This window comes from Pedobacter sp. MC2016-24, from assembly GCF_015223055.1.
Lineage (GTDB): Bacteria > Bacteroidota > Bacteroidia > Sphingobacteriales > Sphingobacteriaceae > Pedobacter.
Map to the genome: position 1 here is coordinate 11,367 of NZ_JADFBX010000014.1, position 23,938 is coordinate 35,304.

Sequence of the window (23,938 nt, forward strand, 5' to 3'; positions counted from 1 at the left end):
AAAGTATGAATAAAAATGCTTTTAATTCGGGTATGCCGCAATTTAGGCTACCTGCTAAACTATTGTTAATTATGAGGCTCACAACTTTCATAATCATCTTAACCCTCGCGCAAGTGAGTGCAGCCACCTTTGCACAGCGGCTCAGCTACATCAAAAATGCTGCGAGTTTAACCGAAATTTTTACTCAAATCAGGAAACAGACAGGATATCATGTGTTTTATGCAGACGAAAAAGTCGATGTAGGGAGAAAATTGAACGTCGATTTTAGAGACGTAAGTTTAAAGAGCGTCATGGATCTGGTGATAAAAGGGCAACCATTGGAATATACTATAGATTCAAAAAACATCATTATTAAACCCCGAGAAGCCTCCATCCTCGATAAAGTTATCGATCTTTTCAAGACCATTGATGTCAGAGGTAGAGTAACAGATGAAAACGGAAAGCCTCTTGCCGGAGCTACAGTTTTTTTGTTACCTAATGGAGAAGATATGGATGCGATTAAAGCGGATGGGCCTGTTATTATGGCTAGAAAATTCAAAGCAGTTGCATTTACAAATCTGGCGGGAGAGTTTTTAATCAAGAATATAGAAGAAAATGCGTACCTCGTTTTTTCTTATGTCGGTTTTACGCCACAGCGCATACAAGCTAGTAAAGAGATGGGACTAATAAAAATGGAGATGCATTCAGGAAAGCTGACCGAGATAAATGTTACCATAAATACGGGGTACCAGACGCTATCAAAAGAGCGAAGCGCTGGAGCTTTTGCTAAGCCAGATATGCTTATTATAGAAAATCGGACAGGGAGCATGAATATTTTGCAGCGTCTGGATGGATTAGTTGCTGGTTTAACGATAAATAATGCGCCGAATGCCGCCCAACATCCCCTGCTGGTACGTGGATTGAATACTGTAGGGTTGATTGATCAAATGGGAATTTCCTCTGGCACCAGTAGAAATCCGTTGTTTGTAGTCGACGGAATCGCTATGGAAGATGTGTCTACCGTTAATCCGCAGGATGTGGCCGACATTACAGTATTGAAAGATGCTACTGCCGCCTCTATATGGGGCGCGAGAGCTTCTAATGGGGTAATTGTAATTGTAACGAAAAGGGGGGGGCATAGTGAAAAGGTAAAAATCAATTATGATGCCTTTATTAATTTTCAAGGCAGGCCTGATCTCGATTACTTTCGTACACTAAATAGTCAGCAGTTTATTCAAGCTGCTATTGATGTCTTTGATCCTGTACTGAATCCTTGGCCCACTGTTTCTAGTTTCTCCTCCATTGTTGGAAGTGGCGTTGCGCCACACGAAAGGATCCAATACGACCTATCGAGGGGGCTGATTACAGCGGATAAGGCCAGGGCTGGTCTGGATAGCCTGGCTGGTCTAAACAACCGGCAGCAGATTAGAGACCTGTGGTACAGAAATGCTTCGTTAATGAACCACACCGTATCTTTATCAGCGGGTACAGGCAAATATGCATTTTATGGTTCTGCTGCATATACAAATGCTGTAAGTAATCGTCCCGGTGAGCAGAATAATAGTTATAAAATTAATTTTAGGCAGGACTTTTCACTGGGCAAAGCCATCCAACTCAATCTAATTACTGACATGACGAAAGGCGTAACTGCAGCTGCCCGCAATGTTGAAATAGATTATAATTTTTATCCGTATCAAATGTTCAGAGATGCTGCTGGAAATAATCTTTTTATGCCTTATATGGGAATTTTGAGCGATGAGGTTCGTATTGATTTTGAAAGCCGGAGCCGTATTAATTTAAATTACAATCCACTTGATGAATTCAATTATGGGTATACTAAAAGCAACAGTTTTTTGAGTCGTAATGTATTGGGCTTAAATGTTAAATTACTTCAAGGATTAAAATTTGAGGGAACCTATGGTTTTGTTAAAGGTAATAGAAAGACTGATAATTATGAAGATACTAAAAGTTATAAAGTAAGAAGTGAATTGGTGCAGTTTACAGTAGCTCCAACTACCGCTTCTACACCAGCATATTATTTGCCCAATAATGGCGGAAGATATAGTGTTAACAATCTAAATCAACAATATTGGACCATCAGGAACCAGTTGAGCTATAACAATAGCTGGAGTAATGACGGCCATCAGTTAAGTTTGTTGTTGGGGCAGGAAGCGCAGGAACAGTTGGAAACCGGTAACGGAAGTGTAGTGAGGGGATATAGTGATTTATTGCAGGCTTTTGGTGCTGTAGATTATGCCACTCTAGGTGTAACTGGCGTAGCGAATCCAGTCATGCCAAATAATATAGGAAGAAGCTTGCTCAGTAACGATGTCTTTAGTCAGTTTGAGCGGTTAACCCGGTTCTCGTCCTATTATTCGAACCTGGCCTACACTTATAATAGAAAATATGCCCTTAATGCAAGTTTACGCATTGATAAGAGTAATCTTTTTGGATTAGATAGGTCGGCTCAAAACAAGCCCGTATGGAGTTTGGGCGGAAAGTGGACAATAAGTTCGGAATATTTTATGAAAAACCTGATCTGGTTAGGCCACCTTGCTTTAAGGGGTACTTATGGTTTAACAGGAAATTCTCCTGCTCCAGGAACTGCCGCCTCTTATGACATTTTGGCTACGCAAAGAAGTGGTTTTTTACCAGGTGGTGCAGGATTACGCGTTGTTACACCGTCCAATACTAAATTAACCTGGGAAAGTACGAGGAACATTGATATTGGGATTGATTTTGGCTTATTTAATAACCGCTTTAGTGGTTCGATTGATTGGTATCAGAAAAAAACAAGTAATCTACTGGGCAATTTACCTACCAATACCTTCACCGGATATGCAAGCATAGTCGGAAATATGGGCGACTTAGAGAACAAAGGGATAGAACTCAGTTTAAATTCGCTGAACATCCGCAAAGGCGCTTTCAGGTGGAACACAATGTTGAATATTGCTTATAACAAAAACACAATTACAAAATTGAATCTCGGCGCACCAATTACCACAGCCAGAAGTCAGGTAAAACAACAATATGCAGAGAATTATCCAGCCTTTACCGTATTTGCCTACAAATTTGCCGGATTAGATAATTTAGGAGACCCACAGATTAAGCTGGCAGACGGATCGATCATCAAAACGCCAAATGCAGGTAAGATTTCTGATGTTATTTTTAAGGGTACTTATCAGCCAGTATGGAGTGGCGGTTTAACGAATACATTTAACTACAGAAATTTTAGTCTGACTGCAAATGCCATATTTAACCTTGGTCATGTGATGCGTAAAGACGTCAATCAGCTTTATTCGGGTAGGATTACGCATAGAAATGTTGAATCACTGAGTACGGCTAAAGGCTTTACGGGCGGAGATCCTCATGCTGATTTCGCCAACCGTTGGAAGCAGTCTGGAGATGAGCTACAGACTAACATTCCATCTTACTTATCCAATTCTTCGTTGAGTGAGACGCGTAGGGATATTGAGTACTATACCTACGCTGACATCAACGTGGTAAGTGCTTCGTTTGTTAAATTGAGAGACATTACACTGGCCTATAGTCTGCCGGAATTGTTGGTTAGAAAGCTACAGGCAGATCAGGTTACTTTTCGAATACAAGTGTCCAACCTGATGCTGTGGAAGGCAAATAGAGATGGCATCGATCCAGAATATATGAATGCAATTTATGGTACCAGAAGTGTCCTGGCTAACCAGGGAGCAGTATCATTAGGACTAAACGTGAAATTCTAATTCCAACACAAATGAAAACTATATATAAACCAAACTGGAGTATGGTATTGATGCTGACTTGTGCATTAATCTGCTCTTGTAAGAAAACTTTCCTGGAGGTAACACCAAAAGGTAAATTAATCGCCCAAAAAGTAGCAGATTATAATTTATTGCTCAGCAATCTGGACTTTGTAAATATTGTTGCAAATGCACAGGTGCCTATGGGTGATGAAGTAGCTGCTATAGAACCCTTTTTTAGTGGAGCAGATTTAAAAACCCAAAGACTTTTTCGTTGGGAAGATCCCGTTTACGAACCTAATGAGGATGCTGCTGAGATGAAAGTTCCACTTCAGAATATCTATACTTACAATAAGATCATCAATGAAGTTCCTGCAGCAATAGATGGTACAGAACAGGAAAAGTTGGCTATACAAGCCGAAGCGATGGCAGGACGAGCATGGACGTATTTTTTGCTAATCAACTATTTTGGTAAGCCTTATCACACCAAAAATTCTGTCAATGATCCAGGCTTCCCGATTGTAAAACAAAATGATGTGACGAGAACTAAGTTTGAACGGGCTACGGTGAAGGAAGTGTATGATTTTATAGTGAGCGATCTGACTACTGCGATTCCAAACCTACCAGCGAAAACAACGCATCGTTTAAGGATGTCCAGAGCTGCTGCGGAAGGATTACTGGCCAAAGTATATGTATTTATGGCGAAATTTAATGAAGCTTTACCACTTTTGAACGCTGCGTTCACTGATATCGGAAATTCGGTTATTCCCTTACGTTTATACGATTACAATATAACTTTTGGCCCGGGTGGAATCTTCATGCCTATCGGTCTTTTTGGGCCTTCGTATCCAACGATCCCCAATAACGAAGAAAATGTATTTGGCAAGCAAGCGGCAGATAGTTGGACTTTTATCAATAATGAGTTGGTAGTCACGAAGCAAACAGCAGATTTATATGTTACTTCAGACCTGCGCCTGAAGTGCTATTCCATCAATGCTTATTCCGGCCCAGTTTACCCGAACGGTTTATTGCGGAGGATAGGCCCTAATAGTATACAAATGGGAGTTGTTTTGCCTGATTTGTATTTGTTGAGGGCAGAGTGTAAAGCCAGACTAAATGATTTGGCTGGTGCAAAAACTGATTTAGAGAGTTTACGTAGCAAAAGGATGACTCCCGCTAGTTTCGGTGTGCCTACAGCCATTGCAACACAGCAACTGCCATTGTTAAAGTTTATTATAGAAGAGCGCATCCGCGAATTTGCGCTGCTCGGTTATCGTTGGTTTGACATGAGGCGATTGTCCGTAGATCCTCTTTTTAATGGCATTGTATATACCCATACTTTATATACTGAAGCGGGTGCTGTAGCAAGTATTTATACTCTGAAGCCGGATCGTTTTACCTTGAAGTTTTCGCAAAAGGTAATTGACGAAAATCCAGGTATGCAAAACAATCCCTAATCAATTTAACCCTATTCTTTATCCATTATTTTAAATAGATATGTTAAGAAAATTATTTACTGCAGTATGTGCTCTTTTGGCTTTTTCTGCAAATGCACAGCATAGTTTTTTTCTAAAAGGAAATCTTGCAGGTGCCAAAGACGGACAAAAAGTAATGCTGAATTACCTTTCTGGCGAAAAGATTGTCAAGGACTCTGCTATCGTGAAAAATGGTAGTTTTTTATTAAAAGGTGAAGTGAAAGAGCCTGTAAAAGCGAATATTGTACTAAAGGCTCTGGTAGAAGATCGAGAACCCAGAACGAAAATGAAAGCCTTAGATGAGCAGGAATTCTTTCTGGAAAATGGCAACTTTAATATTGAAGGAGCAAATGTTAAAACAGCCCTAATTAAAGGAGGGGTGGTACAAGGAGATTACCTGATTTTGAAATCACAATTAAAGCCTTTGAAAGATAAAATGGAACCGCTTAGTAAAAAAATGCTTCAGTATTTTGAGGATAAGAATGATAAAGCCAGGGATGAGCTTTTTCCACAGTTAAGGGCGGTACGTTTGCAAATGAACAAGGTAGAAGATGATTTTATTTATCAGCATCCTGATTCCTATGTCAGTTTTAACCTCATTAGCACAAGAAGCGCGGTAATAGATCCGAAAAAGTTCGAACCATTATTTAATGCGCTTAGTCCAGGTATGCGAAATTCTCAAAAAGGAAAGAATTTAGCCGCAAGATTAAGCGCTGCAAAAAAAATCGACCTGGGCCAACCTGCAATGGACTTTGTTCAGAACAATACAGAAGGTAAGCCGATCTCTTTATCTTCATTTAAGGGCAGTTACGTACTGATCGATTTTTGGGCAAGCTGGTGTGGCCCCTGCAGGGCAGAGAATCCAAATGTGGTCAAAGCTTATCAAAAGTTTAAAAATAGAAATTTTGAAATCATTGCGGTTTCTTTGGATGACAATAAGGAGGCTTGGTTAAAGGCTATTCAAGTTGATGGTTTACCATGGATACACGTGAGCGATTTGAAAGGCTGGAAAAACTCAGTTGCCGATTTATATGATATAAAAGCCGTACCTCAGAACTTCCTCATAGCACCTGATGGAACTATCCTTGCTAAAAATCTTCGTGGCCAAGATTTAGAAAAGGAACTCAGCCGATTAATTAAATAATTGCTCTATTAACCTTAATTCAGAACAATGAAAAGATATTTTTTAATGCTATGCCTTGTGTTTAGCCTAATGACTTGCGCAGCCCAGGATGGGTATACTATAAAAGTAAAAATAAGCAATATCAAAAACTATACGCCCTATCTGGCCTATGCAGGTGCAGGTAAATATGTGGTAGATACTAATTATACCATGTTAAACGGCTGGATGTTGTTTAAAGGTAAAGTGACTGAACCCATGATAGCCAGTTTTGGCGTACGTCGGAACCCGGCCAATTTAATTAAAACCAGTATTGGACTTATCCCCGGACCGGCGCTCAATTTCTTCTTAACCAATGAGGAAATCAAAATAGACGGCGATATCAATGCAATCTACCTTGCAAAGGTAGAGGGAGGATTGGCTAATAAAGAATGGAATATCATCAAGCCCAAACTCAATGGCTTGACGCATAAAAGCTGGATCACATTAAAAAAAGCATTTGAGACATATAAGCCTGGGGATGACTCTGTCGTTTTTAAACAGGCAGACAAATTACGTGAGGACAATAATATTCAGGTAGAAAAGCTAAAACTTGATTTTATGAAAAAGTATCCAGGATCGCTGGTTAGTATGTATTTTCTTTCTGAAATGCAGAATTCTCTTAGTCTTGGAGACTTAAAAAATGAATATGCTAAGTTGGGCAGTGCCCATAAAAATAGTTCCTTTGCCAAGCTTACGACTGCTAAAATCACCAATATGGATGCTACAGCTATCGGAAAGAAGGCGATTCCGCTCCATAAAAAAGACATCAATGGTAAGGATGTAAATCTGGAAAGCTTGAAGGGTAAATATGTGCTGCTCGATTTCTGGGGAAGCTGGTGCGGACCATGTCGTTCCTCACATCCATATCTGAAAAAATTGTATGCCAGATACAAGACTGATGGATTCGAAATCGTAGGTATTGCACAAGAGCAAAACGACAATTTGGAAAACAACCTGAAGGCCTGGAAAAAAGCAATTGCAGAGGATGAGATCAGCTGGCTGCAGGTTTTAAATAACGAAGGGATTGATAATTTTAATGCGGTTTATGCTTATGGGGTAACCGCTTTTCCTACTAAAATTTTACTGGATAAGGCAGGTAATATCATCGCGCGTTATGTTGGAGATGGAGATGAACTTGATTCGAAGTTGAAGTCCATTTTTGGTAAATAGTTATAAGTAAATCAGATGAGAAAATGTTTTTTATTGAACTGCCTATTCTTGTGTACGACAGCTTTATTTGCACAGGGAATTAATTTTGATCAAGGCACCTGGAAGGAAGTTTTGGCTAAGGCAAAGGCTGAGGATAAATTGGTTTTTATAGATGTATATACCAGTTGGTGTGGTCCTTGTAAAAAGATGTCTGCAGAGGTATTTCCACTTGCTCAGGTCGGGGAAGTTTTTAACCCCAGTTTTGTGAATTATAAAATTGATGCAGAAAAAGGAGAAGGTATCGACATTGCCCGGCAATTCGGAGTAAGATCTTTTCCCACCTATTTGTTTGTCAATGGGGATGGCATACTCGTATATCGTTCCGGAGGGTATAATCCTGCTCCTGCCTTCTTGAAGGAAGCTAACATAGCGATCAAAGAAAAGCACGATCCAAAGCCTTTGGCTTTATGGGACGATGAGTATCTCGCAGGTAGGAGAGACAAAACCTTTTTAATTGACTATTTAAAAAAACGAGCTGTGGTTAAAGTACCCAATGGTGATATATTAGAAGAGGCTTTTCTTGTATTGATTAAGGAGGATTTGGAGAATAAAGAATTGATGGAGGCAGTATTTGCTTACGATCCGAACATGACTTTCGTTCCTGGAGGCAAGTTCTACCAGTACGTGATCAAGAACTATAAAGCCATACAAGCACGCATAGGAAAAAAAGACGATTATGTGTTGGGGGTGACTAATGCTGGGATGTATCAGTACTTCAACACGGAAATCATTAAGAACAATAAGGAAGAAATGCTGACCGTAATGCTGGCTGCGCAAAAACAACTGATGGAACTGATGAAACGTGATGATGTGGATGCGACTTTAAAAGGGCTAACCATGAAATATTATAGGGGGACTAAAAATGCAAAAAAACTGGTTCCTGCGGCTTTGGACTATGTTAATAATGGACTATTGAAATTGGATATACCTGGAAAAATTGCGGCTGATAAAGCGGCTTATCAGAAAATGCGGGAACCTTATATCAAAGGTGAGAAAGATTCCGCTCAGGTGGAAGGCTGGTCCAGCATGCAAAGAATCTCTGCCAATCAGCAAATGGTGGATATATGTTATAAATTGCGTGATGCCGCTCAGGCCATTTATTCCATAGCAGATAACCCTAAAATGCTTACAAAAGCTATGGAATGGGTGAAATTGGCAGAAGGATATTTTCCTCACTTTTCCATCGAAGCTGTATATGCCGGTTTACTTTTGAAATCTGGCAGGAAAAAAGAAGCTGCGGATATGATGAGAAAAGCCAGCGAAGACAGTTTCGTCAAAGGTGGAGATAAACAAAAACTGTTATGGGCAAATTTAGCACAAATTCAAAAAGGAGAAGTTCCGGAGCAGTTGTGGTAAGATAACAATCTATAATAGCATTTAAACAAATAAATAAGGCTCCGGGGAGGAGCCTTCATTGTTTGGTCGTCCAACCAAATCAATTTTTATAGGGATAATTAGGAGGGCTATTTTATTGATCAATTCTTTCAAGTTCTCCCCGAACTAACTGCTCAAAGCGCAATGCTTTATAAATAACGCATACGTTATTATAAAGATAGCTAGATTATTTTAATAATTGGAATTATTTCGTTTTTATTTAATTAAGGCCGGACTGCATTCAATTTACTGTGTTTGTAACCGTATGCAAAGTAAACCACAAGCCCTATAATCAACCAGATTCCAAAACCAATCCAATTTGATATACCCAGTTCACACATCATGTACAAACAACTGATGAGGCCGAGTACGGGAATTAGGGACAGGTTTTTGGTAATGCAGAAATAGATGATCACCAGGCAAATGCCTAAGAAAATCCACATTGGAATTTTGTGTTTGAACAGTGCCCAGCCACTTTCGTATTTTTTTTCCTGGTCAATCGCAGAATTGTCGATAAACTGTTGGTATTGTTGTGCGTCCAGTTGATTCAGGTAAGCTTCAGCATCCGTGTTTTTGTCAATGATGTTGAGTTTTGCCTGTTCTGTCTGGATTTCTTTCTTAATGGTATTGAGCTCTGTGTCGTTTAGCGAAGTGATGATCCGGACAGGATCATTGATCGTTGCCGTATTGAATAAAAAGTGTGTAGTTTCTACTTTAAATTTGGTGAAACCAAAAATAATAGCAGCAACAAAGGCTACGGGAACAATGTATTTAGCATTTACATAGGGGATTTTGAATTTCCCCCTTTGTACATCGGGGCGGTTTTGTAAAACCAATACGCCGGCGCAAACCAATACAAAGGCAAATAAGGTTCCGATAGAGCATAAATCGGTAACGATCGTCAGGTTCATGAACAAAGAAGGAACGGCCACAACAAAACCAACTACAATGGTTGCAAAAGAAGGAGTCTTATATTTTGGATGAATTTTAGAGAATGATTTGGGTAACAAACCGTCACGACTCATGCTCATCCAGATTCTTGGTTGGCCCATTTGGAAGACAAGTAATACGCTTGCCATAGCAAAAACAGCGCTTACGGCAATGATACCGCTCATGAGCTTGAGGTTGATCTGGTCAAATACAAAGGCTAGCGGGTCGCCAACAGCAAGCAGTTTATAATTCACAATACCTGTCAGCACCAGGGCAATGGCTACATATAATATGGTACAAATGATAATGGCCCACATCATTCCACGAGGTAGGTCACGCTGCGGATTTTTACATTCTTCGGCTGTGGTTGAAATGGCATCAAAGCCGATATAAGCGAAGAATACAGCCGAAACTCCTTTCAGTACACCACTAACACCGTTAGGAGCAAAAGGGTTCCAATTGGCTGTGTCTACATAAAAGATACCTACAGAAAGCACCAGTAAAATCACCGCCAGTTTTACAATTACCATGGCATTACTTGCATTGCGGGATTCTTTCATCCCACGGTATACAAGCCAGGTGATGAAGATAATGATCCCCAATGCCGGTAAATCTGCTACAAGGTGGAAATTTCCGATCTTTGGAGCAGTGACCCATGCATTGTTGGCAATTCGGGTAGCGTCATCCAGGTTGACAAAGCTTTTTCCGGCATTGACAAGTGCTTCTGCATGTTTATGGCCATTATAAGCTGTCAGGTAATCCATAGTCATCCAATCAGGCAGGTTAATGCCGTTGATGTGCAACCAGGGGATTCGTATTGACGAGAGGAGACTGGTAAAATAATCAGACCAGGAAATGGCTACCGTAATGTTGCCAATGGCGTACTCCATGATGAGCGACCAGCCGATGATCCAGGCTACAATTTCACCGAATGCGACATAAGAATAAGTATACGCACTTCCTGAAACCGGAACCATAGATGCGAATTCTGCATATGCAAAAGCCGCAAAACTACAGGCAACCGCAGTAAAAATGAACAGGAAGATCACCGCCGGCCCGCCATCTGCGCTTGCTTTACCGATGGTACTGAAGATGCCGGCCCCGATAATTGCTGCAATACCAAATGCCGTAAGGTCTCTTACGCCAAGTGTTTTATGTAAAGAGGCTCCATGTTCGCCATATCCCTTTTCGGCATCTGCCAGTATTTTGCTAATAGACTTTTTCCTGAACAGTTTTTGAAGCATAAATTAGTTTAAGTTTATTCAAACTTATAAATTTAGTTTGTAAACTAGCCTAATTTCTGCAATTCATCTTTGACAAAGTTGGCAAGTTCTGCAACGTAAGCCTGACTGAAATCAAATTTAATACCGGCAGTTTCATAGATTTCATTGATCGGTTTGGTATACCCCAGGGCCAATGCGTCTAAATATTGCTCCAGGGCCTTTGAAGGATTTTCTTTATAGTTTTTCCAGATCGCTATGGCACCCAGCTGGGCAATGGCATATTCAATATAATAGAAAGGTACTTCAAACAAATGCAATTGTTTTTGCCATAAATTGGCCAGTTGTTTTTCCTGCCCATCCCAGTTGCTGAAACCGGCGCCAAAACGGGTATATATTTGTTTGAAAGCTTCTTCACGATCCGCTGCATTATGCGTTGGGTTGGTGTAAATCCAGTGTTGGAACTGATCAATTACCGCTACCCATGGCAGTGTTTTGAGCACATCTATCAATTGTTCTTTCTTTGCACGGATTAAATCGGCGTCATTGTCGAAATAGATATTCCAGTTGTCCATCGATATCAATTCCATACTCATCGAAGCCAATTCTGCAACTTCTGATGGGCAGTGCTTAAAGTCGTTCAGTTCCAGATTTGCAGTCAGGAAGGTATGGATGGCATGGCCACCTTCATGTACCATAGTCGTCAGGTCGCGGAATGAATTGGCCGAGTTCATGAAAATGAAAGGTGCACCGGTTTCTGCTAGCGGATAGTTATAGCCGCCTGGTGCTTTCCCTTTCCTGCTTTCTACGTCGAACAGGTTGTTTTCTTTCATGATCGCCAGCTTTTGTCCCAGTTCAGGGTTGATGGCGTTGAAACAACTGATGCTCTTATCAATTAATTCATTACCATCCTTGAATGGCTTTAGCGCCGGTTTCCCGGTCGTACTCACTTCCATATCCCAGGGTTTCAATACCTCGATATTTAAAGCAACAGCCCTTTGGTCCGCTTGTTCCTTCAATAGCGGTACAATGTGCTTTTCAATCGCTTCGTGGAAATGATAGCAATCCTGAGGGGTGTAGTCAAAGCGTCCCAATGCCTGGAACATATAATCTCTATAGTTTTCAAAACCAGCATTTAAAGCTACCTGGTGCCGCATTACGATCAACTCATCAAATAGTATATTTAAATCGTCCTGATCAATCAGGCGACGTTGCTGTATGGTTTCCCAGGCTTGCTGTCTGATAGCGCGGTCGGTATCTTTAATGAAGTTTGCCGCTTGCTCCAACGTGTATTCCTGATCGTTGATCAGCACAGTCATTGCACCGGTAATGCCCTGATATTTTTGCTGGGCAACCTGTAATTTGGTCAACAGCTCTACGTTTTCTTCACGGTATAGTTCTATGGCTTTACGGATTGACCTGATGTATACAAAGAATTTCTCCTGATCCAACTCATCAATATAAGCACTGTCATTAAATTTCTGGTTCAGCAAATTCGCTACCGGAGAGATTTTTGGTTCAATTTCCGTAGCAAAATACTGAAAAGCTTCTACCAGTTGTTCATTGCCGGTATCGCAACTCATTTTGATGTATCTCCAGGCAAAGTCTTCTTCCAGTGCTGCTTCAAGTTCACTTTTGTCCTTTAACCATTGTTCCAGTTCTGTTACATTGTCAATCGGTCGGGCCAGAAGCTCATTGAAAATGGGTTCAAGGTTTTCCCATTTGATGTCCAGTTGTTGTGGGATATAAGTCCTAATTTTTTGAGGTATGGTCAGGTTAATCATGGAATTTAAAAGTTGAAATGAGTTCTTAAAAAAGCATCAATTAAAAAACAGGCGGCAAAAATTACTGAAGCGAAGCCGTTTGTGGTGGCAAATGCCCGGTTCACTTTACTGATGTCGTTTGGTTTCACCAGCAAGTGCTGGTAAATGAGCATGCAGCAGAAAAAAGCTACGCCCAGGTAATAGAACCAGCTAAAATGGCTGTAAAATATAGGCAGGATGACACAAGTTGCTGAAAGTACATGCAATACCACGGACAGCCTGAGTGCGTTTTTTATGCCCAGTGCAGCCGGAATGGAATGTAGTTTTTCAGCTTTGTCAAAATCTTCATCTTGTAGGGCATAAATGATGTCAAAACCACTTACCCAAAACAGTACAGCAAAGGAGTACAATACCGGCACCAGATTAAATACACCAGTTACGGCAATATATGCACCAATGGGGGCGAGAGAAAGACCTAAGCCAAGAACCAGATGGCACAAAGCAGTAAACCTTTTGGTGTAACTGTAAAAAAGGACTACAAATAGCGCCACAGGCGACAGATAGAAACACAAACTGTTAATAAACGCGGTTGTGATGATAAACAAGACACAGTTGAAGATGACAAAAAGTAAGGCTTCATTGGCCGATACCCGACCAGCGGGTATATCACGCATCACTGTCCGTGGATTTTTAGCATCAATATTCCGGTCCAGATACCTGTTAAACGCCATAGCGGCATTTCTGGCAAACACCATACACAAAAGTACCAGTGCAAGTTTGATCCAGTTGAACGGATTGTCAGTTGTGGTTACACCCAGAAAAAATCCAATCATTGCAAAAGGCAAGGCGAAAATGGAGTGTGCAAACAAAACCAGAGAAAAATACTTCTTCATGTATCTTAATAGTTATTCGTATTCGGGGTTTCTTTTGGTGCTAAAACAGGCATCACAAAATCCAGGTTTACTTCTTCAATAAAGCCAAGTACCTGATCACGTCCGGCGCCTTTTTCAGCAGATGTTACAAAACAGGAAGGGATTTCTTCAAACCAGCCACCCAGTGCTTTTTTAAATGCGGCTACGTTCTGATCTGTTTTTACGGCCGATTGTTTATCCGCCTTGGTAAACACCAATGCAAAAGGAATTTGAATTTCCCCCATCCAGCAGCAAAATTCTAGATCTATTTTTTGTGGCTCCAAACGGCTGTCGATCAACACAAAAACGCATTGCAGACTTTCACGTTTAGTGATGTAGTTGCGAATGAATTTTTCCCAGTTCTCTCGGCTGCTTTTGGATACTTTGGCATAGCCATAGCCTGGTAAATCGACAATATACCATTTTTCGTTAATTAGAAAGTGGTTGATTAACTGGGTTTTACCTGGTCTTTGCGAAGTTTTTGCAAGGCCGTGCTGGTTAACCAGCATATTGATTAAAGAAGACTTGCCTACATTAGAACGGCCAATAAAGGCATACTCTGGCATGTTGGCTACTGGCAAAGCCGAGACTTTGGTATTGCTGCAAATAAATGTTGCTGATTTTATAATCATTTTACAAAGGTAGAAAATTAGTATGAGTGTAAACTCATATTGGTTTCAAAGATACTTATCTTTGCTGCCAGCGATGAACGAAAACATTACACCTTACCAATCCGAAACGGCTACTAAGAAAGAGCAGGTAGCTTCGATGTTTGATAATATATCGAAAAAGTACGACTTTTTAAATCACTTTCTTTCTCTGGGAATTGACATCCTATGGCGTAAAAGGGCCATAAGAGAACTAAAATCAATTAAACCAAGGGTGATGCTCGATGTGGCCACCGGAACTGGAGATTTTGCTTTTGAAGCAATCACGATTTTGCAGCCCGAGAAAATAATCGGTGTTGACATTTCTGATGGTATGCTGAATGTGGCCCGTAAAAAAATTGCGGAACGCAATTTAGGTGGTGTTTTTTCAGTGCAAATGGGTGATTCTGAAGGTTTACATTTTGACAACGATCATTTTGATGCCATCACAGTGGCTTTTGGTGTGCGGAATTATGAAAACCTGGAAAAAGGACTATCGGATATGTTCCGGGTTTTAAAACCAGGCGGCAAAATTGTAATTCTTGAATTCTCAAAACCACGTGCTTTCCCCATTAAACAGGCTTATAATTTTTATTTTAAACAGATTTTACCACATTTTGGTAAACTGTTTTCTAAAGATAACAGTGCATATACCTATTTGCCAGAGTCGGTGTCGGCTTTTCCAGATGGAGATGCTTTTGTGGAATTGATGGAGAAGGTTGGATTTAAACAAACTAAAGAAATTCGTTTAACATTTGGTATCAGTACCATATATACCGGACAAAAATAGCTAAATTAACCCCTGATCTTAAAATAGAACCGATAAGCATGAAACCAAAGTTGTACCTTTTATTGGTAGGCATTTTTTTTCTGAATGCGGCAAAGGCTCAAAATTGGGGTGGCGGTATTGATGACAATACCCTGCATTTTGGTTTTACTTTTCAATACATTTCTTCGGAGTTTAAGTTTCTAAAAAAGAGGGACTGGACCAAACCTTTTTATGATAAGCAAGATGAAACGCTTCCGCCCATAAAGGCAACAGATACACTAAATGCCCTGTATTCTAAAACTTCACCTGGGTTTGGAATCGGTTTGCTGGTAAATTTAAAGGTTTCAGAACATTCCGACCTGAGGTTTACCCCAACACTGGTTTTTAACGATCGGCTGGCCTATTATGACTTTAACGTAAATGGCGCACCGGCTACTATAGAAAGAAGGGTACAGGCTACTATGGTTGATCTTCCCATCAGTTTTAAATTGAAATCAGACCGTAGAAATAATTTTAGGGCTTATATGATCGGTGGTGCAAAGTATTCAGTGGATATTTCTTCCAAAAAGAAAACAAACGATGATCCCAATTCGGCGCTGGAGAAGTTTTTGAAAAATAAAAGAGGTTTTTTCTCGGCCGAAGCAGGACTGGGCATGGACCTTTATTTTGAGTACTTCAAGATGTCGCCGGAGATCAAATTGTCCTATTCCTTAAATAATATCCTTACGGATGGCGGTAAACCGAGTGCCTTTTCTCAACCCATAGATAAACTCATGCTGCGTCACGTGACTTTCAGTTTATTCTTTGAATAGGCAGGCCATTTAAAAAAATGATAGCTTTGCTTAAGGATTGAATTAGATTTATTTCATAAAAACAAAAATATGAAGACTGCATTAATCACAGGAGCAACTTCGGGCATCGGAGCAGCATGTGCCCATTTATTTGCTGCACAAGGTTATAATTTGATTCTGGTGGCCAGAAGGGAAGCTCTTTTGGCAGAAAATGCCAGACATTTGGAAGATAAATATGCCGTTGAGGTCAAAAAAATTGTAGCGGATGTTAGAGATTATGAGAACCTTTCCTATTTACTGGAAACTTTACCGACTTCCTGGAAAAAAGTAAACGTATTGATCAACAATGCAGGTCTGAGTCAGGGACTGGATCCGATTGATAAAGGCAGTATCAGCGATTGGGATACCATGATTGATACCAATGTGAAAGGATTGCTGTATGCTACAAAAATTGTTTCCAATTGGATGGTGGCAGAAAAAACGGGTCACATCATCAATATTGGGTCGATTGCGGGAAAAGAAGTGTATCCGAATGGAAATGTATATTGTGCCACTAAACATGCTGTAGATGCCCTAAATAAAAGCATGCGGATTGACTTACTGCCACATGGTATCAAAGTAACAGCAATTAATCCGGGCATGGTTGAAACAGAATTCTCTAAAGTACGTTTTAAAGGAGATGAAGGCCGGGCTAAAAAAGTTTACGATGGCTTAGCACCCTTAATGGCCAACGACATTGCCGAAGCAATCTGGTTTGCCGTGAGCAGGCCGGCGCACGTCAATATTAATGACATGCTGATTATGCCGACCGCGCAGGCGACCGGAACAATTATAGATAGAAAATAGAATTAATTTAAAGATATGATATCAAATACCATAGATCAGGAAATCAAACAAGCCATGTTGGCTAAAGATCAGGCAAAGTTAAGGGGATTACGTGCAATAAAAGCAGCACTCTTATTGGCTAAAACTGAAAAAGGATCGGCTGAAGAGATTACGGAAGAGGCAGAATTGAAAATTTTACAACGCTTGATCAAACAACGTAAGGAATCAGCAGACATTTATAAACAACAAGGTCGTGAAGATTTAAGTACGGTAGAGGAAGAAGAAATTGAAGTGATCAGTGCTTTTATGCCGAAACAACTGGATAGAGCAGAAATTGAAAAGGTTATTGCGGAAGTGATTACCAGCTCTGGAGCGAGTTCTGTAAAGGATATGGGGAAAGTTATGGGCCTGGCCAATCAACAGCTTGCCGGAAAAGCCGATGGTAAATTGATTGCCGAAGTTGTGAAAACGCAATTGGCATAAATTGTGATGCTGTTTGCTGAGTTAACGCTTTTTTATTCAAATTAATCTATTAAATTACATTAAATTAATTTTACTCTACTAACTTAGTAGCAAAAACCATTCACAAGATATATATGAGATACGAAGTAATAGAAGATGATGGGTTTAAATATATAGAAGCCGGAAAAGGTGAAACCCTGGTATTACTTCATGGTTTGATGGGCGAATTGAGTAATTGGGAGCCTGTGATCGATCATTTTAAAGATCGTTATCACGTTGTTGTACCCATTTTACCCATATACGAATTGCCTATACTAACGCTTGGGGTAAGAAGTCTTTCTAAATACATCCACAAATTCCTGAAGTATAAAAAGCTAAACCAGGTGGTGTTGATTGGAAATTCACTGGGTGGTCATGTTGGTTTGGTATTTACCATTTCGCACCAGGAAAATGTGAAGGCTTTGGTACTTACCGGTAGCTCTGGTTTATATGAAAATGCATTTGGGGGATCTTTTCCGAAAAGAGAAAGCTATGAATATATCCGCGAAAAAGTAGCCTATACTTTTTATGATCCCGCTACAGCAACCAAAGAATTGGTGGATGAAGTTTATAAAACGGTAAACGAACGTTCTCGTGTTATCCGTATTCTGGCCCTGGCCAAATCTGCTATTCGTCACAACATGTCTAAAGACTTATCCAGGATCACCATTCCTGTGTCTTTAATCTGGGGTAAACAGGATAAGGTTACACCTCCGGAAGTTGCGGAAGAATTTCATCAGTTATTACCCAATTCTGAATTGAACTGGGTGGATAAATGCGGGCACGCCCCGATGATGGAGCGCCCGGAAGTTTTTAATGAATATTTGAACACATTTTTAAACAGGATATTATTGAAATAATGCTGGCAACTGAACTCATATCGAACGCTATACCTCCGCTAATTACATCTGATTCTGTTCAGAAGGCATTGGATAGGCTGACTGAGTTTAAGCTTTTCCATTTGCCCATTGTAAATGATACCGCTTTTTTGGGTTTACTTGCAGAAGAGGATTTAATTGAAGTACGGGATGTGGAACAACCAATCGGTGGCCTGTCTTTATCGCTTTTAAATCCCTTTGTATACGAGGATACGCATATTTATGAAGTGATCCGACTGTTAGATCAGTTACACCTTTCTGTTGTTCCAGTATTGGACTACAAGAAAAATTACCTCGGTTTGATCACTTTAAACAGTTTGCTGGATTATGCGGCAGAAATTTTTGCCGTAAAAGAACATGGTGGGATCATCGTACTGGAAATTGGCAATCGAAACAATTCTTTGTCGCACATGGCCCAGATTGTGGAGGCAGATAACGCCCAGATTCTTTCTTCTTACGTGCAGTCTTTTCCTGATTCTACCAAATTAGAAGTTACCCTTAAAATAAATAAAACGGAACTGTCTGGTATCATTGCCGCTTTTGAACGCTACAATTACCAGGTGAAGGCCGTTTTTAACAATACTAAGACTGACGACGGTACTGAAGACCGATTTAATTCATTCATGAACTATCTGAATGTATAAACAATAACAAATTGATGAAGATTGCAATCTACGGCAGAGAGTTCAACAATAGTGTGCTCCCTTATGTTCAGGAAGTTTTTAATGTACTGGAACAGGAGCAGATCCCGATCCTCGTTTACAAGAAGTACCTGGATTTTATTAAAGATAAGATTAAGCTGCCGGTACATGTAGAAACTTTTAGTAAACATGCAGATTTGCTTGGCCGTACGGATGTATTGCTGAGCCTTGGAGGAGATGGTACCATGCTGGATACACTTGCACTGATCCGTGACTCCGGTCTGCCAGTGGTTGGGATTAATTTTGGCCGTTTGGGTTTTCTGGCCAGTATCAATAAAGAAGAAATTAAAAAGGCCATTCACGCCTTGAAAAATAAAGAATACGCCATTGATCAAAGAACCATGATCAGTCTGGAATCTACACATGATCTTTTTGGAGAAGAGAATTTTGCGCTGAATGACATCACCATCCACAGACGCGACAACTCAGCCATGATGATCATTCATGCCTATATGAATAATGAATTTGTCAATTCCTATTGGGCGGATGGATTAATTATTGCCACACCTACAGGTTCAACAGCGTACTCTTTAAGTTGCGGCGGGCCAATTATTTATCCGAATTCGCAGAATTTTGTAATTACGCCAATAGCACCTCACAACCTGAACGTTCGTCCGGTTATTGTGCCTGACGATGTCTCACTCACTTTTGAAGTGGAAGTTCGAAGTGCTAAATTCTTGGTATCCTGTGATTCAAGAACAGAAACGGTAGACCGTTCTGTAAAAATTACATTGAATAAAGCTAAGTTTCATGTAAATTTGATCAGATTGAACAACGAAACGTACCTCACTACGTTAAGAAATAAATTGTTATGGGGTATTGATACGCGCAATTATTAACATGCCAAACCAACGATATTTACTCAGTATTCTTGTTGTTTTTATGACATTTTGTGCTGCAAAAGCGCAGACCCTGGAGCTTGGTCTTTCTGGTGGTGGTGCTGGTTATATCGGTGATTTAAATCAGGATAAGCTTTTGAAAATTACAGGCATGAACCTGGGTGGATATGTGAAGTTAAACCTGGATCCGTATTGGGCACTTGGATTGCATTACAATTACGGTAAAGTCAGGGCAAACGATGCGACTTCCGACAATGCCCAGTTCAGGGACCGCAATCTTAATTTCAAAACGGCTTTAAACGAAGTGAGTGCCCAGGTTGATTTTAATCTGTTCAATTACTTTGCCGGAGGTGGTACCAAGTCATTTACGCCCTATATTTTTACTGGAATTGGTGGGGTGTTTTTCAGTCCAAAAGCAAAATATACAAACGATCCTACGCTGGAAGATAAATATTACAACCTTCGCTTTTATAAGACTGAAGGTCAGACTGAAGTATATAAAAATTATGCAATCACAGTTCCGTATGGAGTAGGGGTTAAGTTACGGATGAAAGAGAACTGGGGACTGTTTTCCCAGGTTGGCTACCGGACCGTATTTACCGATTATCTGGATGACGTAAGCGCCCGGTATCCGAGTCCGGCAGTCTGGCCGCAAGATGGAGATTTAAACACCAGAAAGCGACTTTCAAACCCTTCAGATGTAGCTCCTTATGGTACTCCAGGGTTACAAAGAGGCGATTTTAGAAAAAGAGATACTTATATGTTTGTAGGTATTGGCATATCTTATACCTTTGTGTCCCAAAAATGTTATACATTTTAGGCATATTTGCAAGAATAAATGGGATTTAAAGAACAAATAGATAGCACAAAACTGCCGCAACACATTGCAATCATCATGGATGGCAATGGCAGATGGGCAAAAAATCAAGGCAAATTCAGGCATTTTGGTCATGAAAGCGGTGTGTTATCCGTAAAAGATATTGTGGAAGGTTGCGCCGATATTGGCATTAAATACCTGACTGTATATGCTTTTTCCACTGAAAACTGGAACAGGCCGATAGAAGAAGTGAATGCTTTAATGGAATTGCTGATCTCTACCATTAACCAGGAAACGCCTACTTTAAACAAAAATAACATCCGTCTGAACGCGATTGGCGACATCGCCTCACTTCCGCAAAAATGTATTGACGACTTGAAAAGTGCCATGGACAACACCGCAAATAATACGCGTTGTACTTTGACATTGGCTTTAAGTTACAGCGCAAAATGGGAGATCCTGGAAGCCGCGAAGAAGCTTGCCGCTAAAGTTAAAGACGGTCAGATTAGCATTGATGACATTGATGAGGCTAATTTTTCAGCCGAACTCACCACTGTCAATATTCCCGATCCGGAATTGATGATCCGAACAAGCGGAGAACATAGAGTGAGTAATTTTCTGTTGTGGCAGATGGCTTATACAGAATTATATTTTACGGATACTTTATGGCCTGACTTCAGACAGGAAGACCTTTTTGAAGCCATTGTAGACTACCAAAAACGCGAACGCCGCTTCGGTAAAATTAGCGAACAACTGAACTAATTTTACTTTTAACACTTTTTAACATGTGTTTAAATTAACTTAGCATCGATTTTTAGATTGTAAATGAAAAGAATATATCAACTCATATTATTGTTATTGATTGGTTTACCAACAATGGCACAGATTACCCGTCCTCAGTCTAACCCGGCAATGCCTTCGCTAAAAGTGAATGGCCTGGAGTTGGATTATTTCAATCCTAAAGAGTACATCATTGGTGGTACCACTTTAACCGGGACAAAATATTTAGATAAGGATGTAATCATTACACTCTCTAAATTGATCGTCGGAGAACACATTGTTTTGCCGGGTGAGGCAACAGCAAATGCAATTAAAAACCTTTGGGACCAGGGATTGTTTGACGATATCCAACTGGACATTGCCAAAATTTCAGGAGATACTGTTTTCTTCGATATCGAAGTGGTAGAACGTCCGCGTTTAGGTGGATATGAAATCAATGGTGTCAGCAAATCCCAAAAAACGGATATCCTTGAAAAACTGAATGAAAAAACAGGTAAATCCATCATCAACGAAAACTTATACAATACCACAACTGCAAAAATCAAAAAGTTCTTATTGGAAAAAGGCTATTTCTTTACCGATGTAACTTATAAAACAAAACCGGATCCTTCTCAGGAGAATACGGTAACCTTACAGGTATTTGTGGATAAAGGCCGCAAGGTGAAGGTTCATGAGATCAATTTCACAGGAAATAAAGATTTCTCTTCTGCTAAACTGCGCAAGTTTTTAAAGAAAACCAAACAACAGGCTTTTTATAAAATCTTTGGTTCCGGTAAATTCAATAAAGAAAAATACGATGAGGATAAAGTGAAACTGATTGCTAAAATGCATGATAAAGGTTACCGTGATGCGGTAATTTTGAAAGACACTGTTTATCGTTTTAATGAAAAATCTGTAGGCATTAAAATTGACCTTTATGAGGGTCCTAAATACTATTTCGGCGGTATCACCTGGGTAGGTAATGCCAAATACACCACCAATTACCTGGAGAAGGTTTTGGGTATTGAAAAAGGTGAGGTCTTTAGTGAAGAAAAATTAGAGAAAAAACTAAGAGGTAGTGCGAATGGAGATGATGTTTCGAGTGTATACCTGAATGATGGTTATTTAACTTTTAACGTTGATCCGGTACAAACCAAAATCCATAACGATACTGTTGATGTAGAGATGCGTATTTATGAAGGTCCGCAGTATACCAACAACAGGATCATCATCAAAGGAAATACCATTACCAACGACCGCGTAGTGAGACGTGAGATCCGTACCAAACCAGGAGAAAAATTCTCTAAAGATTTATTGATCCGTACGGTTCGTGAGATTGGTCAGTTGGGTAATTTTGACGAGTCAAAAACCAATCCTGTTCCGAAACCAAATCCGGCAGATGGAACGGTAGATATTGAGTATACAGTAGAAGAAAAACCTTCTGACCAGATTGAGTTATCAGGTGGTTTTGGTGGTGGTAACATCATCGGTACACTGGGTTTAACGTTCAACAACTTCTCATTAAAAAACCTGTTTAACCTGAGTGCCTACAAACCACTTCCAAAAGGTGACGGACAGAAGTTAAGTTTACGTGGACAAACCAATGGTAAATATTACCAATCGTATAGTTTCTCCTTCTCAGAGCCATGGTTAGGTGGTAAAAAACCAATCAGCTTTGGTGTGAGTGCATTTACTTCATTGCAATCAAATGGAGGAAAGAGTCCTTATTATGCAACGATTGATCCAAGTAATCCTTCTTACCAAAAGATTCGTTTGAATGGTATAACAGTGAGTTTAGGTAAACGTTTGAACTTCCCGGACAACTACTTTCAGTTGACTTACGCGGTGAATGCGCAACAATATATTCTGAACAATTACCCGGGCTTTTTATTCAGCACAGGTACTTCTTATAACTTCAACTTAACGCAAGAGATCAGCAGGGATTCAAGAGATTCCCCAATTTTCCCAACCGGAGGTTCTTATTTCAAGTTTACTGTACAGGCAACACCACCATACTCTTTAATGAACAATGTGAACTATGCTACTGCATCAGATAAACAACGTTATAAATTTACAGAGTACCACAAATGGAAATTCGAATCTCAATGGTTCCAAAGGGTAACTGGTAAATTCGTATTGATGGCACAGGCACAATTTGGTTTCTTAGGAACGTACAACAGTGCTGTTGGAGAGTCTGCATTTGAACGCTTTAAATTGGGTGGCGACGGTATGCAAGGCTTCGACTTCCTGCAAGGTTCTGAGGTGATTAAAATGCGTGGTTATGCAAACAATGCGGTTATCCCACAAGGATCCAATCCAAGTATTGCACAACAGTCAGGTAGTCCGATCTTCTCTAAATATGTGATGGAGTTGAGATATCCGGTTATTGCAAGTCAGCAGGCTACAGCCTTTTTGGTTGCCTTTGGTGAGGCTGGTAATACCTGGAATAAGTTTGGTGATTTCAATCCTTTTAACGTTAGACGTTCTGCAGGTATTGGAGCTAGGATATTTTTACCGATATTTGGAATGTTGGGTATCGATTACGGACATGCGTTTGACCGGATTCCAGGAATTACAGATGGTGGAAAACAGAACTTCACGTTCAGTATCGCTCAACAGCTTGGAGGACTTTAATTCATAAATATTTAGAA

Annotated in this window: 19 protein-coding genes; 15 read left to right on the forward strand and 4 right to left on the reverse strand. The window is 40.1% G+C overall.

Annotation, left to right across the window (positions count from 1 at the left end):
- Positions 1–71 precede the first annotated feature (71 nt).
- Genes IM797_RS22690 through IM797_RS22710 form a run of 5 tightly spaced genes read left to right on the forward strand, consistent with a single transcriptional unit; the run spans position 72 to position 8,918 of the window.
- The gene (locus IM797_RS22690) at positions 72–3,719 is read left to right on the forward strand and encodes a SusC/RagA family TonB-linked outer membrane protein (protein ID WP_194129496.1); all 3,648 of its coding nucleotides are present in this window, start codon (positions 72–74) and stop codon (positions 3,717–3,719) included.
- An 11-nt stretch (positions 3,720–3,730) separates the two neighbouring features.
- A complete protein-coding gene (locus tag IM797_RS22695) occupies positions 3,731–5,173 on the forward strand; it encodes a RagB/SusD family nutrient uptake outer membrane protein (protein ID WP_194129497.1) in 1,443 nt (480 codons plus the stop codon).
- 40 nt (positions 5,174–5,213) lie between these two features.
- Positions 5,214–6,335 (forward strand): AhpC/TSA family protein, encoded by a 1,122-nt coding sequence (locus IM797_RS22700; RefSeq protein WP_194129498.1) that lies wholly within the window; start codon positions 5,214–5,216, stop codon positions 6,333–6,335.
- Positions 6,336–6,362: 27 nt separating this feature from the next.
- The gene (locus tag IM797_RS22705; protein WP_194129499.1) at positions 6,363–7,523 is read left to right on the forward strand and encodes a TlpA disulfide reductase family protein; all 1,161 of its coding nucleotides are present in this window, start codon (positions 6,363–6,365) and stop codon (positions 7,521–7,523) included.
- 48 nt (positions 7,524–7,571) lie between these two features.
- A complete protein-coding gene (locus tag IM797_RS22710) occupies positions 7,572–8,918 on the forward strand; it encodes a thioredoxin fold domain-containing protein (RefSeq protein ID WP_194129500.1) in 1,347 nt (448 codons plus the stop codon).
- A gap of 242 nt (positions 8,919–9,160) precedes the next feature.
- Here the strand turns inward: IM797_RS22710 and IM797_RS22715 are convergent, their stop codons facing one another.
- Genes IM797_RS22715 through yihA form a run of 4 tightly spaced genes read right to left on the reverse strand, consistent with a single transcriptional unit; the run spans position 9,161 to position 14,392 of the window.
- The gene (locus IM797_RS22715; RefSeq protein WP_194129501.1) at positions 9,161–11,110 is read right to left on the reverse strand and encodes an amino acid permease; all 1,950 of its coding nucleotides are present in this window, start codon (positions 11,108–11,110) and stop codon (positions 9,161–9,163) included.
- A 44-nt stretch (positions 11,111–11,154) separates the two neighbouring features.
- On the reverse strand, positions 11,155–12,870 hold the full coding sequence (locus IM797_RS22720; RefSeq protein ID WP_194129502.1) for a M3 family oligoendopeptidase: 1,716 nt from the start codon (positions 12,868–12,870) through the stop codon (positions 11,155–11,157).
- 5 nt (positions 12,871–12,875) lie between these two features.
- Entirely contained in the window at positions 12,876–13,742 is an 867-nt protein-coding gene (locus IM797_RS22725) for a UbiA-like polyprenyltransferase (protein ID WP_194129503.1), read from the reverse strand.
- A gap of 5 nt (positions 13,743–13,747) precedes the next feature.
- On the reverse strand, positions 13,748–14,392 hold the full coding sequence (gene yihA, locus IM797_RS22730) for a ribosome biogenesis GTP-binding protein YihA/YsxC (protein WP_194129504.1): 645 nt from the start codon (positions 14,390–14,392) through the stop codon (positions 13,748–13,750).
- A gap of 73 nt (positions 14,393–14,465) precedes the next feature.
- Here yihA and ubiE point away from each other — a divergent pair, with 73 nt between their 5' ends.
- From ubiE to bamA, 10 genes are all read left to right on the forward strand, one after another.
- Positions 14,466–15,197: a bifunctional demethylmenaquinone methyltransferase/2-methoxy-6-polyprenyl-1,4-benzoquinol methylase UbiE gene (ubiE, locus tag IM797_RS22735; protein ID WP_194129592.1), complete on the forward strand. Its 732-nt coding sequence runs from the start codon at positions 14,466–14,468 to the stop codon at positions 15,195–15,197.
- Positions 15,198–15,235: 38 nt separating this feature from the next.
- On the forward strand, positions 15,236–15,988 hold the full coding sequence (locus tag IM797_RS22740) for an outer membrane beta-barrel protein (protein ID WP_194129505.1): 753 nt from the start codon (positions 15,236–15,238) through the stop codon (positions 15,986–15,988).
- 69 nt (positions 15,989–16,057) lie between these two features.
- On the forward strand, positions 16,058–16,813 hold the full coding sequence (locus IM797_RS22745; protein WP_194129506.1) for an SDR family NAD(P)-dependent oxidoreductase: 756 nt from the start codon (positions 16,058–16,060) through the stop codon (positions 16,811–16,813).
- A 15-nt stretch (positions 16,814–16,828) separates the two neighbouring features.
- Entirely contained in the window at positions 16,829–17,275 is a 447-nt protein-coding gene (locus IM797_RS22750) for a GatB/YqeY domain-containing protein (protein WP_194129507.1), read from the forward strand.
- 113 nt (positions 17,276–17,388) lie between these two features.
- Entirely contained in the window at positions 17,389–18,153 is a 765-nt protein-coding gene (locus IM797_RS22755) for an alpha/beta fold hydrolase (RefSeq protein WP_194129508.1), read from the forward strand.
- Positions 18,153–18,815 (forward strand): CBS domain-containing protein, encoded by a 663-nt coding sequence (locus IM797_RS22760; RefSeq protein ID WP_194129509.1) that lies wholly within the window; start codon positions 18,153–18,155, stop codon positions 18,813–18,815. Before IM797_RS22755 ends, IM797_RS22760 begins: the two co-directional genes overlap by 1 nt.
- Positions 18,816–18,829: 14 nt before the next feature.
- Positions 18,830–19,711: an NAD kinase gene (locus tag IM797_RS22765; RefSeq protein WP_194129510.1), complete on the forward strand. Its 882-nt coding sequence runs from the start codon at positions 18,830–18,832 to the stop codon at positions 19,709–19,711.
- Position 19,712: 1 nt separating this feature from the next.
- Complete coding sequence (locus IM797_RS22770; protein WP_194129511.1) at positions 19,713–20,531, forward strand: DUF6089 family protein; 819 nt, start codon at positions 19,713–19,715, stop codon at positions 20,529–20,531.
- Positions 20,532–20,549: 18 nt separating this feature from the next.
- Positions 20,550–21,290, forward strand: coding sequence for an isoprenyl transferase (locus IM797_RS22775; RefSeq protein ID WP_194129512.1), 741 nt, complete (start codon positions 20,550–20,552; stop codon positions 21,288–21,290).
- A gap of 63 nt (positions 21,291–21,353) precedes the next feature.
- The gene (gene bamA, locus IM797_RS22780) at positions 21,354–23,921 is read left to right on the forward strand and encodes an outer membrane protein assembly factor BamA (RefSeq protein ID WP_228099058.1); all 2,568 of its coding nucleotides are present in this window, start codon (positions 21,354–21,356) and stop codon (positions 23,919–23,921) included.
- The last annotated feature ends 17 nt before the right edge of the window (positions 23,922–23,938 follow it).

Excerpts from the sequence above, each read along its gene's own strand:
- IM797_RS22690 (WP_194129496.1), top strand. The coding sequence starts at position 72 with ATGAGGCTCACAACTTTCATAATCATCTTAACCCTCGCGCAAGTGAGT.
- IM797_RS22695 (WP_194129497.1), top strand. The coding sequence starts at position 3,731 with ATGAAAACTATATATAAACCAAACTGGAGTATGGTATTGATGCTGACT.
- IM797_RS22700 (WP_194129498.1), top strand. The coding sequence starts at position 5,214 with ATGTTAAGAAAATTATTTACTGCAGTATGTGCTCTTTTGGCTTTTTCT.
- IM797_RS22705 (WP_194129499.1), top strand. The coding sequence starts at position 6,363 with ATGAAAAGATATTTTTTAATGCTATGCCTTGTGTTTAGCCTAATGACT.
- IM797_RS22715 (WP_194129501.1), bottom strand. The coding sequence starts at position 11,110 with ATGCTTCAAAAACTGTTCAGGAAAAAGTCTATTAGCAAAATACTGGCA.
- IM797_RS22720 (WP_194129502.1), bottom strand. The coding sequence starts at position 12,870 with ATGATTAACCTGACCATACCTCAAAAAATTAGGACTTATATCCCACAA.
- IM797_RS22725 (WP_194129503.1), bottom strand. The coding sequence starts at position 13,742 with ATGAAGAAGTATTTTTCTCTGGTTTTGTTTGCACACTCCATTTTCGCC.
- yihA (WP_194129504.1), bottom strand. The coding sequence starts at position 14,392 with ATGATTATAAAATCAGCAACATTTATTTGCAGCAATACCAAAGTCTCG.
- ubiE (WP_194129592.1), top strand. The coding sequence starts at position 14,466 with ATGAACGAAAACATTACACCTTACCAATCCGAAACGGCTACTAAGAAA.
- IM797_RS22740 (WP_194129505.1), top strand. The coding sequence starts at position 15,236 with ATGAAACCAAAGTTGTACCTTTTATTGGTAGGCATTTTTTTTCTGAAT.
- IM797_RS22745 (WP_194129506.1), top strand. The coding sequence starts at position 16,058 with ATGAAGACTGCATTAATCACAGGAGCAACTTCGGGCATCGGAGCAGCA.
- IM797_RS22750 (WP_194129507.1), top strand. The coding sequence starts at position 16,829 with ATGATATCAAATACCATAGATCAGGAAATCAAACAAGCCATGTTGGCT.
- IM797_RS22755 (WP_194129508.1), top strand. The coding sequence starts at position 17,389 with ATGAGATACGAAGTAATAGAAGATGATGGGTTTAAATATATAGAAGCC.
- IM797_RS22760 (WP_194129509.1), top strand. The coding sequence starts at position 18,153 with ATGCTGGCAACTGAACTCATATCGAACGCTATACCTCCGCTAATTACA.
- IM797_RS22765 (WP_194129510.1), top strand. The coding sequence starts at position 18,830 with ATGAAGATTGCAATCTACGGCAGAGAGTTCAACAATAGTGTGCTCCCT.
- IM797_RS22770 (WP_194129511.1), top strand. The coding sequence starts at position 19,713 with ATGCCAAACCAACGATATTTACTCAGTATTCTTGTTGTTTTTATGACA.
- IM797_RS22775 (WP_194129512.1), top strand. The coding sequence starts at position 20,550 with ATGGGATTTAAAGAACAAATAGATAGCACAAAACTGCCGCAACACATT.
- bamA (WP_228099058.1), top strand. The coding sequence starts at position 21,354 with ATGAAAAGAATATATCAACTCATATTATTGTTATTGATTGGTTTACCA.